Annotated in this window: 20 protein-coding genes; all 20 read left to right on the top strand. The window is 40.0% G+C overall.

Going from position 1 to position 15,853, the window contains the following annotated elements; genetic code table 11:
* The 20 genes from TCA2_RS18035 (at nt 1) to TCA2_RS27270 (ending at nt 15,850) form a co-directional block, all read left to right on the top strand.
* Nucleotides 1-552: a hypothetical protein gene (locus tag TCA2_RS18035; protein ID WP_047913012.1), complete on the top strand. Its 552-nt coding sequence runs from the start codon at nt 1-3 to the stop codon at nt 550-552.
* A gap of 71 nt (nt 553-623) precedes the next feature.
* Nucleotides 624-1,349: a hypothetical protein gene (locus TCA2_RS18030; protein WP_047913011.1), complete on the top strand. Its 726-nt coding sequence runs from the start codon at nt 624-626 to the stop codon at nt 1,347-1,349.
* A 189-nt stretch (nt 1,350-1,538) separates the two neighbouring features.
* Nucleotides 1,539-2,387: a 4Fe-4S cluster-binding domain-containing protein gene (locus TCA2_RS18025; RefSeq protein WP_047913010.1), complete on the top strand. Its 849-nt coding sequence runs from the start codon at nt 1,539-1,541 to the stop codon at nt 2,385-2,387.
* Nucleotides 2,387-3,568 carry a hypothetical protein gene (locus tag TCA2_RS18020; protein WP_047913009.1) on the top strand — a complete coding sequence of 394 codons (1,182 nt, stop codon included), beginning with the start codon at nt 2,387-2,389 and terminating at the stop codon, nt 3,566-3,568. The genes TCA2_RS18025 and TCA2_RS18020 overlap by 1 nt, the downstream gene beginning before the upstream one ends.
* A 28-nt stretch (nt 3,569-3,596) precedes the next feature.
* Nucleotides 3,597-5,249: an AAA family ATPase gene (locus tag TCA2_RS18015; protein WP_052512162.1), complete on the top strand. Its 1,653-nt coding sequence runs from the start codon at nt 3,597-3,599 to the stop codon at nt 5,247-5,249.
* A gap of 12 nt (nt 5,250-5,261) precedes the next feature.
* Nucleotides 5,262-5,624 carry a hypothetical protein gene (locus TCA2_RS18010; RefSeq protein ID WP_047913008.1) on the top strand — a complete coding sequence of 121 codons (363 nt, stop codon included), beginning with the start codon at nt 5,262-5,264 and terminating at the stop codon, nt 5,622-5,624.
* A gap of 100 nt (nt 5,625-5,724) precedes the next feature.
* Entirely contained in the window at nt 5,725-6,123 is a 399-nt protein-coding gene (locus TCA2_RS18005; protein ID WP_047913007.1) for a DUF1257 domain-containing protein, read from the top strand.
* A 36-nt stretch (nt 6,124-6,159) separates the two neighbouring features.
* Nucleotides 6,160-6,366, top strand: a complete 207-nt coding sequence (locus TCA2_RS18000) for a DUF2997 domain-containing protein (RefSeq protein ID WP_047913006.1) — start codon at nt 6,160-6,162, stop codon at nt 6,364-6,366.
* A 300-nt stretch (nt 6,367-6,666) separates the two neighbouring features.
* Nucleotides 6,667-8,253 carry an FAD-dependent thymidylate synthase gene (locus TCA2_RS17990; RefSeq protein ID WP_047913004.1) on the top strand — a complete coding sequence of 529 codons (1,587 nt, stop codon included), beginning with the start codon at nt 6,667-6,669 and terminating at the stop codon, nt 8,251-8,253.
* A gap of 65 nt (nt 8,254-8,318) precedes the next feature.
* A complete protein-coding gene (locus tag TCA2_RS17985) occupies nt 8,319-8,534 on the top strand; it encodes a hypothetical protein (protein ID WP_047913003.1) in 216 nt (71 codons plus the stop codon).
* Between the two features lie 87 nt (nt 8,535-8,621).
* The gene (locus TCA2_RS26280; RefSeq protein WP_052512160.1) at nt 8,622-9,647 is read left to right on the top strand and encodes an ATP-dependent helicase; all 1,026 of its coding nucleotides are present in this window, start codon (nt 8,622-8,624) and stop codon (nt 9,645-9,647) included.
* Nucleotides 9,586-10,611: an ATP-dependent helicase gene (locus TCA2_RS26275; RefSeq protein ID WP_052512158.1), complete on the top strand. Its 1,026-nt coding sequence runs from the start codon at nt 9,586-9,588 to the stop codon at nt 10,609-10,611. Before TCA2_RS26280 ends, TCA2_RS26275 begins: the two co-directional genes overlap by 62 nt.
* A gap of 75 nt (nt 10,612-10,686) precedes the next feature.
* Entirely contained in the window at nt 10,687-11,742 is a 1,056-nt protein-coding gene (locus tag TCA2_RS17975; protein ID WP_047913002.1) for a hypothetical protein, read from the top strand.
* 56 nt (nt 11,743-11,798) lie between these two features.
* Nucleotides 11,799-13,166, top strand: a complete 1,368-nt coding sequence (locus tag TCA2_RS17970) for a CHC2 zinc finger domain-containing protein (RefSeq protein WP_047913001.1) — start codon at nt 11,799-11,801, stop codon at nt 13,164-13,166.
* A gap of 387 nt (nt 13,167-13,553) precedes the next feature.
* A complete protein-coding gene (locus TCA2_RS17960; RefSeq protein ID WP_152557786.1) occupies nt 13,554-13,784 on the top strand; it encodes a hypothetical protein in 231 nt (76 codons plus the stop codon).
* A 42-nt stretch (nt 13,785-13,826) separates the two neighbouring features.
* Nucleotides 13,827-14,504, top strand: a complete 678-nt coding sequence (locus TCA2_RS17955) for a hypothetical protein (RefSeq protein WP_047912998.1) — start codon at nt 13,827-13,829, stop codon at nt 14,502-14,504.
* A gap of 13 nt (nt 14,505-14,517) precedes the next feature.
* Nucleotides 14,518-14,868 (top strand): hypothetical protein, encoded by a 351-nt coding sequence (locus tag TCA2_RS17950; RefSeq protein WP_047912997.1) that lies wholly within the window; start codon nt 14,518-14,520, stop codon nt 14,866-14,868.
* Nucleotides 14,843-15,079: a hypothetical protein gene (locus TCA2_RS17945; protein ID WP_047912996.1), complete on the top strand. Its 237-nt coding sequence runs from the start codon at nt 14,843-14,845 to the stop codon at nt 15,077-15,079. Before TCA2_RS17950 ends, TCA2_RS17945 begins: the two co-directional genes overlap by 26 nt.
* Before the next feature lie 185 nt (nt 15,080-15,264).
* Complete coding sequence (locus tag TCA2_RS17935; protein ID WP_047912994.1) at nt 15,265-15,651, top strand: hypothetical protein; 387 nt, start codon at nt 15,265-15,267, stop codon at nt 15,649-15,651.
* A 37-nt stretch (nt 15,652-15,688) separates the two neighbouring features.
* The gene (locus tag TCA2_RS27270) at nt 15,689-15,850 is read left to right on the top strand and encodes a hypothetical protein (protein WP_193746082.1); all 162 of its coding nucleotides are present in this window, start codon (nt 15,689-15,691) and stop codon (nt 15,848-15,850) included.
* Nucleotides 15,851-15,853 lie beyond the last annotated feature (3 nt).

Below are 15,853 nucleotides of genomic sequence, written 5' to 3'. Positions count from 1 at the left end.
ATGTCTGAATGTGAGCACGCCTCTGAGTGTGAAAACGTGGACAAGTCCTGCCGCCGATGTTTCAACTACAACATGTTTCGTCCTAAGAAAGAAGTACGGCGGCTTGGGCAGCGCTCCGGTGCCAAAAAGAGCGATAAAGAAGGAATGGCATTTGAAGAGCGCGGTACGAAGAAATACAACCAGGCGATAAGACAAGCAAAAGACGTAGCGCGTCGTCAGTTCGCATCAGGCGCTCTGTATCACTCTCTAGGAGACATGATTACCGAAGAGGATCTTACAGCTGCTCTGGCCGAATTTAAAGAGCGTGGAACGCTAAGCAAGTCCGGAGAGAAGCAAATTACGATCAAGAAAGAGTGGCTTGATAAGCTGGAAGAAGAAGCGCGACTAATGAATCGTGACTTCTACTTCCTTCCGTTCACATTCAAAGGTCAAAATACCGATTATGTCGTTATGACATATGATCGTATGCTTGCATATATTCAGACGATTCAAATACTGAATCAGAATTTGCGTCATCTTCAGGATCAACTTAATGCAGCGCAGGCCGACTAACGCCGGCGGGGGCTTTTTGATAGTCTTTTTTAATTACATCATAAAATCAAAACACAGGAAGGATGTTAATAATGAATACACTATTAGATTCAGCTTATATGTTTGAGCATGATGATATCATGAATGCAGTCGATGAAATGCTGGAAGCCGCTAAAGAGAACGGCGGGGTTACTCGTGAACTGAACGACATGGATATTCGTCGCATGATCATTCGTCGAAAATACTTGCTCCAGGAAAAAGAAAAGACTAAGCAAATGGCAGATATAGTAGCATCTGAATGGAAACAAAGAATCAATCGTAAAGATGAACAGATCGAACAGATCAATCAAACGATTGAGAGTTATGTCAAAAATCGAGGCGAGAGTCTTGCTCTTGATGTGGCCACCGTTGGGACGCGCACCGTTAAGCACAAGATCGAGATTGCTGATATTGATGAGCTTACTCAAATGCTTGAAAAGCAAAACATGAAGGAGCAGTTCTTAAAAGCTCCTGTTCTGGATGAAACAGCTATTAAAAATTACTTCATAAAGACGCTCGATGAGGCAATTGAAAAGCTAGAAGAAGATCGTAAGAAAAAGTTAGACGATCTGGATCAGCAATATTCAGACGAAACAAAGGATATTAAGAAGGCTGCTGACAAGAAGCCGATCCAATCTAAGTATGCCGATCTGAAGAAAGAAGTAAGAAATCAGCATGATGCGAAAGTTGCCGAAACGATTAAGCAATTTCAAGAATGGATTCCAGGCTGCGTAAACTATGTGCCTGCAGATAAATCCTTATATGTAAAAATGAATTAGTGTTGTGGCGCTGCCTTACGGTGGCGCCTTTTTTAATGCATTAGCGTATCAGAAGACGCATGATCATAAATTCGTGCTTCTTCTAATGCAATAATTCATTTTTCTTTGAAATACTGCAGATTTTTCTTGTTTTTCCCTATGTTATAGTTTATATTGAATGTAACGCATTACAATTGTAGGAGTGAGGTAATGATTAACTCAAGTTACATACGCCATTTGGCAGGCGTTCATGAGGTAGATATGAAACGTCAAGAAATGCGTTTTATTGGTGTGACCAAAGATGCAACTACAGCAGGTCCAGGAAAGCGCTTGGAACTGTTTTTAAAAGGATGTATACGAGGAATAGTTAACCCTTGCGAAGGCTGCTTCAATCCAGCTACATGGGAATTTGGAGGGCTAAGGAGAGATATGAAAGTCGATGAAGTGGTATACATGCTTGAGCGAGATGCATGGAATCTACAGATTACTTTCTGCGGGGGAGAGCCACTTCTACAAACACGGAATCTTATTAAAGTCTGCACCGAATTAAAACGCAGGAATCCTAGATTTCATATTGTGGTTTACACTGCTTATGTTCTCGAAAATTTGCTCAAAAACGGCATCACTTATCGTATCCGAAATGTAGATGAAGAACCTGTTAAAGAAACGCTTCTTGCCTATAGTGAAGATTGGAACGATGAGCAAGACCGTTTTACTATAGCTACGCCTGATCAAATCAAAGAATTAATGTCTGTAATTGATCTGCTTGTTGATGGAGATTACCAAGCTAAGCATCGTATTCCTACTGAGAAGTATATGAACGAGGGTATGTTTGTTGGCTCTAGTAATCAGCGCGTATTTGATACGCAAGCGACTCTGAAAGAAAACTCTTTTATCTTTCTGCATGCAGACGAATGGATGGAAGAGCACCTTCGCCTGAAACATTGCAAATGCTGCGGTCATGGGCTCGAAGATCAACGAAGAACATTCTGTGATTCAACATGCTCAAAATTATATCGCAAGCGTGATAAGGCAATGGCCAAAATGGGCGGTGCTTAATGGGTGATGATCTCGACTTATCCGAATTACTTGTGACACTAAGTGATGGCAATCGTTCTGTTGATATTACTCCGGGTCTTGAAGCGCATGCTGAGGCAGTGTCGCGATCTGATCCGAATAGCGCGTTTAAGGCGCTTCAATCGATCGCATTAAATAATACCGAGCTTGCAGAGAATCTGCCTGCAGCATTTCGTATTCCAAGCGATCAGCTGTTAATGAGTTATGCTGTAGAGCTATCTGGACTTTTATCAATTCAACAACATTACAAAGAAATATTGGAGGTACTTCACATGCCAATTCCGAATCCTCATAATCCGAATGAAATGGATTACATTGACTATTCGATTGTTAACAAGACTGTTATGAACCCTGACTATTTATTCTCTTGCGAAACAATGAGGCTCCAGAAGATGGATCTTTCTCTGGAAATTGAGCCTAATGATGAAGAGAATATTTATTTTGTGGCTAAGCTTTCTGATACTAAAATCAAAGCGAAAACTTCTAGAGAGCAGTTTGAGCAACTAATGTCTGATCTGGCGCATAAAACTGAGAACAAGAACAAACGTATCGAGCAAACAGACTTATTCCGAAACACCCTCGGTGAGGCGATTGATCTTCATATTGAGGGCCAAAAGCAAGTTGGCAATCTGTATTTCAAGATTGGCAATAAAGCATTCGTTGGAGGACTAGGCATTATTTGGGACAGAGAAAAGAACGAAGATATCGGTATTTTTGAGTCCTTGGAAATTGAAGTTAAGGACAGCGGATCAAATCGATATATTGTCCATGATTTAACGCTCCCTATCGGAAATGATAAAACTATCCTATCTAATTTGGAACGATATGAATTTATTTTTTATAACCTTGATGAAAAGTTGCTATACACTCTCAGCGCCAGCGCACAAGGTTCCACTTCTTTCCCTTCAGAGCTTGCATCACATTCATTGCAATTGAATGCAGCTTCTCTTTATCTTGATAAGATTGTTGACTTGTCAGAGGTGGATCTTATAGCAAAGGCTGTAGAATCTCGTAACAACCTTAAGTCTGTGGAATCCAATGATCCTTTCTATGCGGACTACAAGGATACTTTTGCTTCCGATCGACATGCCATTTTGAGATTAAGCAAGCAAAAAGCAGAGCAAGAGAAAGTTCAAAGCATCTTTTCTGATATCGAATTTTAATTTATCTAGTCTTGAGGAGGACTAATTCATGTCAACTGCTATTCAACAATCATCTGTGGATCAACTTACTGTGCTTCTCAACTCCAGGCACAGAGCTATTCTTGTTAAAACTTTTGAAGAGCAACGCTTCATAGAAAATTTGCAACATATTGCTCAGCAAAAAGGTTATGCGAACATGTATTATTGGTCAATTACTTCTGGTCTTGTAGATGGTATTACCGGGAAACCAGCCGAGGGACCAAAGGCTGATAATCCTATGAAGCTTTTTGATATTATTGCTGAAGCCAGGGAGCAAAACATTTATGTAATTCGTGATTTTCATGATATTTGGACCAATGCTCAAGCAAAGCGTAAATTACGGGATTATCTCGAATCGAAAACTGAATTTTATAAACCAATTATCTTAACTTCTCCCGAAGCATCTATCCCACTGGAACTTGAAAAGCTTATAACGCTAATTAACTTTGATTTACCTGATCGGGATCGTGTTAAGTTTCTGCTGGATGGCAACATCAAGTTTTTGGAGAGCAAAGACCTTCCCACACCTAAAGGTCGAGAGTATGAAGCAATTATCCATGCCTTAGTTGGCATGACCGAGCATGAGATTTCAAATATTCTGCGCAAGACAACCTCTAAACATAAGGCGATCGTCCTTGCAGAGATTGTAGCTGAAAAAGAGCAAGTTATCAGAAAGACAGGCTTGCTCGAATACATCACGAAGCTTGGCGATATGGATAATGTAGGCGCGATGGATCGTTTTAAAGAGTGGACGGAAGATGCCTACTACGCATTCCATCCTGATGCGCAGCAGTATAATGTTGATCCGGTACGTGGTGTAGTCCTTGCTGGCGTGCCGGGTACTGGTAAATCCTTGGCGGCTAAATCTATTGCTCATCAATGGAATCTTCCGCTGCTTAAGATGAACATGTCGGACATCATGGATTCCAAAGTTGGCCAGTCCGAGAAAAATATATCTCGTGCTCTAAAACTGTCTGAACAAGTATCGCCTTGCGTTCTCTGGATGGATGAGTTTGAGAAAGGTTTGTCGGGCATGTCGAGTTCAGACAAATCAGACTCTGGTACGCTATCCCGCGTTGTTCAAGAGATTTTGACTTGGCTCTCTGAAAAAGAGAAACCGGTATTTGTTATTGCTACTGCGAATGATATTACAAAGCTGCCACCAGAGCTTACTCGTGCGGGTCGGTTTGACGAAATTATGTTTGTTAGTCTCCCACACACGGAAGAGCGTGCCGAGATTTTGGCTATCCATCTAAAGAAACGCGGGTATTCAATCACGAACGATGACTTTGAACATCCCAGCACACTTAATAAGCTAGATATTCTTAACCTTGCCGAGAAGATGAAAGATTTCACTGGTGCCGAGATCGAACAGGCAGTTTCTGAGGCTGGTCGCCGTGCTTATGCTGCTTTTAGAAAAGAGCAACGTGAAACGCATTACATCACTGTATCTGATCTTGAAGAACAAGCAAACAAGATTGTTCCACTAGCGAAGCGTAATCCTCAGCTTATTAATGACCTGAGAGAATGGGCTAAACACTCTGCAGTATGTGTTTCTAGCACCGAGCATGACTTCCTTCATAGCGGCGGAAAAACGGAAGAAACCAAATCTGGCGCAACATTCCGTGTCTTTGGAAATAATGACATTGAATTTTCTCAATAAGGATGTGAATGTATGCCCTATGATCGTGAAGAACAACGTAAAAAGGCAATGGAACTTTCTAAGCCACTCCACATAGATCCAAGAAAAACGATCGATAAAGCTATTGAATATGCACTGAATGAATTGAAAGAGTACGAACAGCATATGCAGAAATCACACAGTGAACTAAGCAACAATGTTATTTGTGCTCATGTAGATAAATCATTTATGAAAGTACTTGATAACCTTGTGACTACAGCTACGTTCCTGATTGAAAAAGATTATTCCGAAGAAGAGCTGAATGAGATGCCTGCGGCTGTTCATAAGGATGTTGTTGCATCTCAGCAAGTCAGGGCAGAGCTGCTTCGGAAAATAGCCAAGAAATACAATCTTTGAGTTTTTGGGGAACCATACGGCGCGAATTGGGTGCCGCAACGGCAAGCGCATGACGGAGGGGTTAGGGCGCACTTAATATATCCTAGGAGGAATTATCAATATGTCTCACTTTCAAGCTTACAAATGTGAAGTAAATAATGTCGAGTTCGTTAAGAAGGCTCTTACTGAAATGGGCCTTGGATACAAAGAAAACACGACAATCATTGACTACTACAAGCAGTCTCGCAATGTAGTTCTGGCTGTTGTCGATACAAACGGAAAGCTGCAGCCAATCGGCTTCCAAGAGAACGCTGTTGACGGAAAAACCAAACTCGAATGCGTAGCTGACTGGTTTATGACTGGCTTCTCTGAAAAGCAATTCACTAATCAAGTAGCTCAGCTGCATGACAAGTACATGGTTATTGATATGTGCGAATCTAACGGTTTCTCTGTCGATTTCGAGAGCATCACTCATAGCGATGCCGGAGAATTGGAGCTAGTCGCTTCTACTTGGTCCTAATTAATAAAACTATTCATTAAATCGGAGGTATTCAACATGCAAGAGAGAAAAGTAAAGTTTACTATTGGTAAAGAAGGCGGCGTGGCATTTGAAGTTTTGAATGGTGAAGGTGCAGATTGCACGAAGATCACCAAGGATATCGAAGTTCATTTGTCTCAAAATGGCACAATGGTTGATGAAGGCAAAAAACCTGAGTATTACGATGGTGGCGGCATCACTGATGTGTTCAACAGCCTAGACTAATGAGTGACACTATATTTTGGACTTATGTCTATTTATCTTTTTCTGTAAGTGTTCTGATTGGGCTTTCGAAGGTTTTGCCTCGGAAGCCTGGATCAGAGCGGCATCGAGATAGAGGAGCCCTTCTGGCTGCAACAATGTTTATAGTAAATATTATGTATACTGCCGCCTTTGGCTGGAACATGAGAGCAGTATCAACAGCAGAATCGGTTTTAGACATAATTAACGGTATATTGATGGGTGTTGGTTTCATGATGATGTACAAGGATGTAGTTTTTATTAAAAAAGCGAAGGAGACCGATCGTGACCGAACAAAAAAGAACTAGACGCACTACAAAAAGTCAGACGGTTGCTAAAGAGCAAGAACTTGATCTGACAGCACTACCGGATATTACTCCATTTGTGACAAATCCGGATGGAAATGTATATGCGGTAACGAATCTCACAGAGGAGTTTATAGCTGTCTTGTTTGCCTGGGTGAGCCGATCACCAAAGTCATTCAAGGAACACTTACTAAAAGCTATTCAAGATGGGCTCATCAATGCAAGCGATTATCAAGGTAAGGATTCCTTCGAGAAGCTTTCAAAGAAAGCCCAAGACTTCCACGAGAAATGGACTGTGTCTTATGGCCACAGCAGTGTAGCGGAACATGCCAATGCTCATGTGGGCATTGAGAAAGTGTCCAGACTGGCTTCTGCAGAGCTGGAACTGTCTAACACCTTCTATTCCATTACTGAGTATTCTCAGCGCTATCAGAAGCCTCAGAGAGGCGATTGGTACAATCCGGTGCCCAAGTCGATTCCTAATCCTAATGGGATTACTAGAGACATGGTGTCTAACCCGCTTTGGCAAGAGTTCCAAGACTTTATGAACGAATGTTACGATGTTTTCGAGCAATTAATTGATGGCGTATTTAAGCATCTTATCGAAAAAGATAAGGGCAAAATTTTTCCTCAATCTTTTGGATGGCAAGAAAAATATGAAGCTAATCTCATGAAGCTTGCATTTGAAGATGCGCGATACGCACTTCCACTGGCTATGCATACTCAGCTGGGCATGACGGCAAACGGACGTACTTGGCGGGATGGCATCGCCAATCTCTACACAAGCTCCTATCCAGAGGTTATTAAGCTTGCTGGCGATCTGAAAACGGAGATCACTAAAGTTCTCCCAACATTGCTAAAGCATGCTGTACCTTCTCAATATAAAGTGAACAGCAAGCAGCGTATTAAGCATCGTTTTGCTGATCAACCTGGTGCAACCAAGGTAAGTAATCTGGCGACATTAATCAAAGGACCTTCGCCTAAAAAGGCGATAGAAACAATTGTTGCCGAAGCTATTGTGCAAGAGAGTGGCATTCCTTATGAGGAAGCTATGCGTCGAGCAGAGAATATTACTAATCCAACTGAGATTATTAAAGAAATGCTTTTTGAAATCGGCAAGCATGACACGCCACCGGATTCTTTCCGTGGGATCGACTTCGCCTTCGAACTTCTTGTGTCTGAGGCTAACTGGCATCAGCTGCTTCGTCATAACAGAAAGACTGACTTTATTTATAACCAGCCTTCTCCTTATAACGGCGTTACGATTCCGCCTCGTATTGTTGAAGCAGGTTTGCAAGGATTGCTCTTTGATCTTGCAGAGAAAGCTGAAGCGCTTCATGACAAGTTACTAAGCACAGCAGGACATGACTACACAGCTCCATATGTTGTCTTAAACACTCACCGCCGCCGCATTGTGGCTCACTTTGATTTGTGGGAGGCTTACCACCTTATCAATCTGAGAACAACGGAAGAAGCACAGTGGGATATTCGAGAGACATTTGAAGAAGTCTATCGCCAGCTTCAATTGCTTTATCCTGATCTAATTGATCAAGCAAAAAGAAGATAGCACCCTAGCACCCTTTATGCTAAAATAGTAATGCATTACATTTTGGGATAAAGGATGTGAAACGAATGGCGAACATCGAAAAAATGGAAGCAGTTTTCGAGGATGTTCTTAAACGCTATGTTGGCGCAGAGAAGAGTTACGTAGGTACTCTTGCTGGCGGCGGCACCGATTATAAACGTAACCTTGAAATTACTGATCAGCATGCAAATGCGTTCCGTAAACGATTTAAAGAAGCAATGCAAGAAGAAGCTGCCGAGCCGACAGAGCCGGTTGCTCCTTAACAGATGATGAATATGAACATAAAAGCCGCCTAACCGCGGCTTTTCTACATAAAGGAAGCTTTATGATTTATTTTAGGAGGGACATGAATGGCTACTGAGGAGAGAGTAATCAACAATGTTATATCAATGGATAAGGTTAAAGAGTTACTGGATGAGTTAAATCCCGAGCAGCGCATGGCAGCTGAAGCTATCTATGGACCGGTATTGGTTCTTGCAGGGGCTGGCAGCGGCAAAACAAAGACACTGACAAATCGGATCGCTAATATACTGGCGCATGGTGAAAAGGCGTCCAGCATCTTTGTAGCCACGTTTACGAATAAGGCTGCCAAAGAAATGAAAGAGCGTATTGCAAAAGCTGTTGGTGAGGAAGCAGTACGTGACCTATGGATGGGAACCTTCCATTCACTTTGTGTTCGTATCCTGCGTAAGCATGGTCATCTACTTGGATATGAAAGCAACTTTACGATTATGGATACCGGTGACTCTCTTGATCTGATCAAGCGTATTTATAAGAAACTAAACGTTGATGAAAATACAAAACCAGGTTTGGCCTTACATTATATTGACCAAGCTAAGAATAACTTGTTTACTCCTGAGTATTGCCTTCATGAACAAGCTGAAAGCGCAAATGACCAAATGTGTGCTCTTGTTTATCAGGACTTCCAGCTCCTTGCTAAAGAGATGAATGCGATGGATTTTGGTGACTTGATTATGAACGTTGTAAAGCTTCTTGAGGAATTTCCGGATGCTTGCAACTACTGGCAAAATCGTTTTAAATTTGTTCTTTCCGATGAGTATCAAGATGCAAACCATGCACAATATCATTTGCTTCGCTTGCTGGCATTTCCACATAATAATTTATTTGTTGTTGGAGATCCGCAGCAGTCGATCTACAAATTTAGAGGAGCTGCTGTAAATCTGATTCTATCGTTTGAATCTCAGTATTTCCCTTGTACGACCGTAAGGCTTTCTACAAACTATCGCTCGAACCATGTTATTGTTCGTGCCGGCAATGAACTGATGAAACAGAATAGCCACATGAGATTGGAGCTTGTGGCCAAACAATCCGGAACTCAATGTACATCCTATCCTTATTATGAAAACACAGAATGAGCATGCTGAAGCAGCTTTCGTTTCCTTTCAAATTCAGAAGATGGTTAAAGCTGGCACTCATTCATATGGTGATTTTGCGATTCTTTACAGAACTAATGATCAGTCTGCACCGTTTGAACAAATGTTCATGCACAATATGATTCCTTATAAAGTCGTGGGAGGCACCGGCTTCTTCCAACGAGAAGAAATCAAAGATATCGTTGCTTATTTGAAATCGATCGTCAACCGTAAAGACGATGGTGCTCTAATTCGAATTATGAATAAGCCTTCTCGCGGCATTGGTGACACGACGATCAATCATATCGTTGACTATGCAAATGAACATAAAGTCAGCGTTTCTCGAGCAATAAAAAATGTCGATGATATTTCTGTAATCAAGAAAGGCCCTAGAGGCAAAGTCAGAGACTTTCTTGGCATGTTGGATCATTTTGATTCAATGAAGCACATGGATATCAGAAGATATGTTCATTATGTTCTTGAGCAGAGCGGTTACATGGCGATGTGGACTTCGAAAAATAATAAAGAGGCAGAGGAGAAAGTTGATAATATTAATGAGTTCCTTCGATTAGTCGAGCGCTATAAGGATGAAAATCCAGATAAATCACTCACCGATTTTATGCAAGAAATATCCCTGCTCATGGATTTCGACAATAAAGAAAAGGAAAACGCCGTGCGCATGATGTCTATTCACGGAAGTAAAGGTTTGGAGTTTCCAGTTGTCTTTGGCGTTGGAATGAATGAAGGCATTTTCCCATCATTCCGCAGCTATTCTCCAGAAGACTTGGAGGAAGAAAGACGCCTGGCATATGTTCTCGTTACAAGAGCTGAAAATCAGATCATGTTGACATCTACTCGAGAACGTACAAACTATCGTGGGGGCAAAACCTCTCAGGATCCTTCCCGATTTTTAGATGAACTTCCTGAAGAGCTAGTGATGAGGCACGAGCTAAAACCAAATAATTAGCATAATTTTAATCTAATGGTTTATAATCGAGTGGGGGAGTAAAAATAACGAAGATATGGGAAGGAAGGCCTAAGTATGAGTGCTGCACCACAAAAAAAGGTGGATAGGAAGACCCTACTCGAACATTTAAAAACCATGGCTGATGATGTTGGAGATATTCATGTATCTCCAACCGTTCTTAGTCAGGAATTTGAAGTCTCAACCGCTTCAATCACACATCATTTACGTGTGCTTTCGGATGAAGGGAAATTAGTTGATACTGGACGAACAGGACCACATAAGAAAAAAATATATCGTCTGTCTTCTAGTTTAATGAGTCAAAAAGAAGAACCTAAGTCTAAATTGGTATATCCTGCAATAAATGATGAAAACTTTATGCAAAAAATTAAAGACAGTATGAATCATCTTAATTTACCAAAATCCATAATCTCAGCAGAGAATGAAACTAAAAATAATGAACATATAGATGAAAATACAATTATTAAAGAAACTTCGAATTTTGAAAATAATGAGCAGATAAATGAGACTCCTGATTTAAAAAATGAGGAAATTTTAAAACAAAACATTCCTTCACAAGATGATTATTTAGATAAAATTAAAGACGAAGACGATAGTAATAATCATAATGAAGATGATTCTTTTACACGTTCTATAGTCGAGAGAGAGAAATCATTAGATGATCAAATTAGAGAGTTTCAGGCTAAATCAAGATCATCATCTGCTCAAACAATGTTGGAGAAAGATGATCGAGAAATTTTATCTGTTGCTGTTGAAAGCTTAACTCAAATACAAATGTTTTTTAAAGATTTAACTGATCAATTATCTACCATCGAAGAGAAAAAATTTATTCAAGCTTTGATCGAAGAGAGAAATCAAAATCTCGAACAAATTAAAAATTTACAAGATCAAATCACTACCATGAACGAAACAATTAATGAAATGAGTTCGAAGAAAACTAAAAATAATGATGTAGAGCAAAAAGCAAAAAACATATATCAAAGTTTACTTTTTACTGTTGATAATTTTGTTGAGCAACCAGCCCATACTATGTTTTTACAGAAAACAGAACTACGTAAAGACATTGGCGAAAAAGTTAAAGAGCTGTTCTTACTTGCTGTCCGCAAGGAGTAACAGGCCGCCTTACGCCGGCAGGGGCTTTTTGAAAATTAAATAAGGAGGTGCACCTGGTGTCTGCATTTTACCCAGATAATTTTAAGTCAGAATTGAAAGAGAAAGCTGATATTGTCCAAGTCATCAGTCAGTTCGCAACACTTACTCCTATGGGAAGTAATGTATTTGGGATATGCCCATTTCACAACGATCATTCACCTTCGATGCAAATTCGTCCAGATACTCAGACGTTTTATTGTCATGCTTGCGGAGCTGGATCGAAAAACCATAGTACGGTACAAGCATCCGATGTTTATGGCTTTTTAAAAGGCATCTTAAATGTGAATATGGGCGGTGCGATCGAATGGCTCTCCAGTTTTCTAAATATTCCATTGCCGCCGATGAATCCCGAAGAAGCTAAAAGAGAGAATATCAGATCTCAGTGGGTGCAATATTGTGAAGAATCTGGCAGGCGGTTTCATGACCGCTTGCTAGAGAGCACTGAAGGACTTAATTATCTATACAATCGGGGTTTCGATATTAATGATATCAAACTTTGGAATTTAGGATTAGGCGATGATCAAGTTTATGATTTTCGAAATACCAAAGATCGCATTGTCTTTTCACTTTATGATTATTGGGGCAATTTGGTCAGTTTTACGGGTCGAGTATTGCTTCCTGATAATGTTTTCAAAGCAAAAAATGATCAGCTTAAGTCGGATAACAAACCGACTATTGTTAAATACTTAGATCGAATCGGCCTTAAGAAAGACGATCCAAACTATGCTAATCACCCTTATCCTGAGTTTGTAAAAGGCGATCATCTATATGGTATTCACATTGCTAAAGATTTTATACGCAGATTTGGTGTTGCTATTATTGTTGAAGGTTGGACTGATATAATTAAGCTTCATAAATACGGGGCGCAGCATGCCGTTGCTACAATGGGCGTAGCGCTCACATTAAATCAGGTCAAGTTATTAAAACGGGCAGGAGCAAAGAGTGCGATAATCATGCGTGATGGTGATCCTGCAGGTGAAGCTGCCATACAGCGTGATTCTAAAATCTTAAAAGAAAATGGTATTGAACCACTTGTTCTTGCACTCTCTCCAGGACTTGATCCTTGCACTGTTTGTGATAATTTTAATATGGTTGATGACTCATTTGTTCGCTTTATCGAGAGATACACCATACCCGTTAACCAATATCGACTAAAACGAATTTATCAAGAAACACATGACGAGATTGTATATCATCAGTCAAGAATAAGCGGCTTACAAAATGAGCGCATGCGGAAAGTAATTGAAGTACTCAGCAGCATCGAAGATCCTGTTGAAAAGGATATTTATGTTCGCCAAGCATCCGAATTGTTTGGAATCAACTATGAATCTATCCAGGCACATGTTTCGCACTATCAGGAGAAAGGTGTGTTTATGGTCAGATGAGCATCAAGATCGAAAGATATCTAATGCATTGCAAAGAGTGCAATAATACATTCTGGGCTTTGATGGATATGAGAAATAATCTTCCTGATGTGTGTATGTACTGTGGGGCTGCGAATAGCAAGGATCCACATAAAGAGCCAGATACGGTTGATTTTGTGTCGCGCGAGGCTGACTATTATGAGGTTTCCATTGATCAGAGAACTGGAATCCCATTTTTAAAACATCATGAGCAGGTTCTTCGAAAAGCTGAAATGCTGGCCAGCATTTCACACGAAGATGGAAGAATTGATGATGGCTTTCGTACAAGAGAATGCGTACTTTCAATGAGAGAAGAGCTAAGAAAGATGCATGAGAATGCCGAAAAGATAAATAAAAGGAGGGGACGTCATGGCCGTAACATTAGCTCAGCTTCACGTAATGAAGCCAGGAACCGTACTGCAAAAAGGTAAAAGAAAGCGCATATATCTTGGGATGGAAGGGATTATGGTCTTTTATAAAAGGCCATCTTCCAAACAGCTACATGGTGAGCATATTGGCTACTTCCGTAAATGGCTTTTGAATGCTGAAATTCTTCCGGATCAAGATATGTCTAAACCTGATACCAAAATACCTTTGTAACACATTACTTTTTCATAATATAATAAATGAGGTGCAATACACATGGACTTAAATGTATTGGTTAATCAAGAGCTACTAAAGCTGCAGGAAGAAGGATATGTTGAAACAATTATCAAGGAGCAGCTTAAGAGTACGATAAAGTCAATTATCGAAAGCTCTCTTCGCTCCTATAGTACTTTCGGCAAGGAATTAGAAAAACAAGTAGAAGAATTACTCAATGTTAATCTTAAGTCGCTCGACATTCCATCATATAACCATGTCATTCTTAATATTATCAAACAGGAAATCGATCGTTCTATTCATGATGTTGGTTCTACTAAAATAAAAGAGCAGCTTGAAGATATGCTTGGAACCGGCAAAAATGAGTACAAGCTATCTGAATTGATCCAAGAAATGGTTGAATTTGAAATGGAGCTTGGAGAGCTTGAGTATGATGAAGTCACTGAGATATCAGTTCATGTACATCAGACCGCCGGAGGTCTTACTTGGGTTTATTTGGACCCGGTAGAAGATAAATCTAAATATGAATGTAAGTATAGAATAACCCTAGATGATAATATTGTATCTGGCGCTATGATTGGCGAGAACTGTTTCGACAACAGTGTTATTCTGGGTGGCCTTCACGGTCTTGAAGAAACAATTTTCAAAATGTTTACTAATGGATCAAAGCTCATTATAGATGAGTATAAAACAGAGTTTACCAACCCTTCGTTTGAATAAAGGAGTTTTTGCATTGTACGATAAAGTAAATTGCCCGTATTGTGGCGGGAAAAACGATGTGCGTGATGCTCTTTCCGATGGGTGGTTATCGTCAGATAATACAACCGAATGGTGTTGCCAGCATTGTGAAGAAGAGTTTATGTTGCATGTAGAGTTTCACCCGAGCTTCACTGCAACTAAAATCATCCATTCAGAATGTGATGCTTGTAAATTCGTAACAAGCGATATCAGGACTAAGGACAATATTTATCCTTTTCCTGAAGCATTGCTCGAATTAGGAGAAAAGTTTTGCCACTCTTGTTGGTTAAAATACATGAGCAAGGAGATGGACCTTAAATATGGAGCTAACAAAAACTCAACGTGATCAAATGAGACATGCTCTTGGGTTAAATTATCATGAGCATGAAACACGAAATCATTATTTTACTCGTGCGAACAACGCAGATTGGAACGATCTTGTCCATAAAGGCTATGCCAGTAAGCGCCCAGGCTGGGATGATGAAGATGCTTATTTCTCAGTGACTGATCAAGGGCGTAAAGCTCTTGGATTACCTGAAAAAAATAAGAATACTTAAGAAAAAGGAGTTTATATGGAAACATTACATCTCACATATGATCCCCTTACGCTTGTAAGGATTGCTCTCGAAAGGCATGTGGAGAACAACATACAAGGGAAATTCTATAAGGCTAAGCAATTTGCCTGCTATGATTTTTTGAACAAAATGGATGACCAAACTTTGGAAGTCATATTGCAAAATTTATGGAGAACGAAGGTTTAGAGGTCATCACATTAGAGAATTGGAAAAAAGATGCGCGCTTAATATTCGATGTAATTTTCCAAAGAGAAGATTATAAGAATTTAGAAATTAATTTTAAAAAAAGAGGATATGGTTCAACCGGTTTAGGTGTTTACGATAAGCAGGCTAATAAGTTTTATGACTGCACATGGACAAATCACTTTCCAACTATAATGACGATAGTTGAATCTGAATACCCTGATAAATTCCCTGCCTTGCGTGAATTTTACGCAATGCCAAGTATTGACCAACATGAGAATTATACAAGGGAAGAAATTGAACGATTTGTTATGGAAAACTTCGAACTCATCGGACAAACAAAACAACTAGATGATTATTTAAAGGATTGAGGCTGCCTACCTCTTTCCTCTGGGGGAGATATAAACCTTGTTTATACTAATAGAATTAGATCGGGATTGGACAGTAGGTCTTGACTGGTACAAGCACAGTAAAGGTGTACGATTAGGCTATTTCGCCATACACATCGTTTTTGTAAAGCATTCTGAATTTGTAAATAGATTAGCCAAGCACTATGCAGAGGAGCGATAACAG

Source organism: Paenibacillus sp. TCA20, assembly GCF_000732325.1.
Lineage (GTDB): Bacteria > Bacillota > Bacilli > Paenibacillales > Paenibacillaceae > Paenibacillus > Paenibacillus urinalis.
Note: the sequence above shows the minus strand (reverse complement) of the source record. Positions and strands in the feature narration are given on the sequence as shown.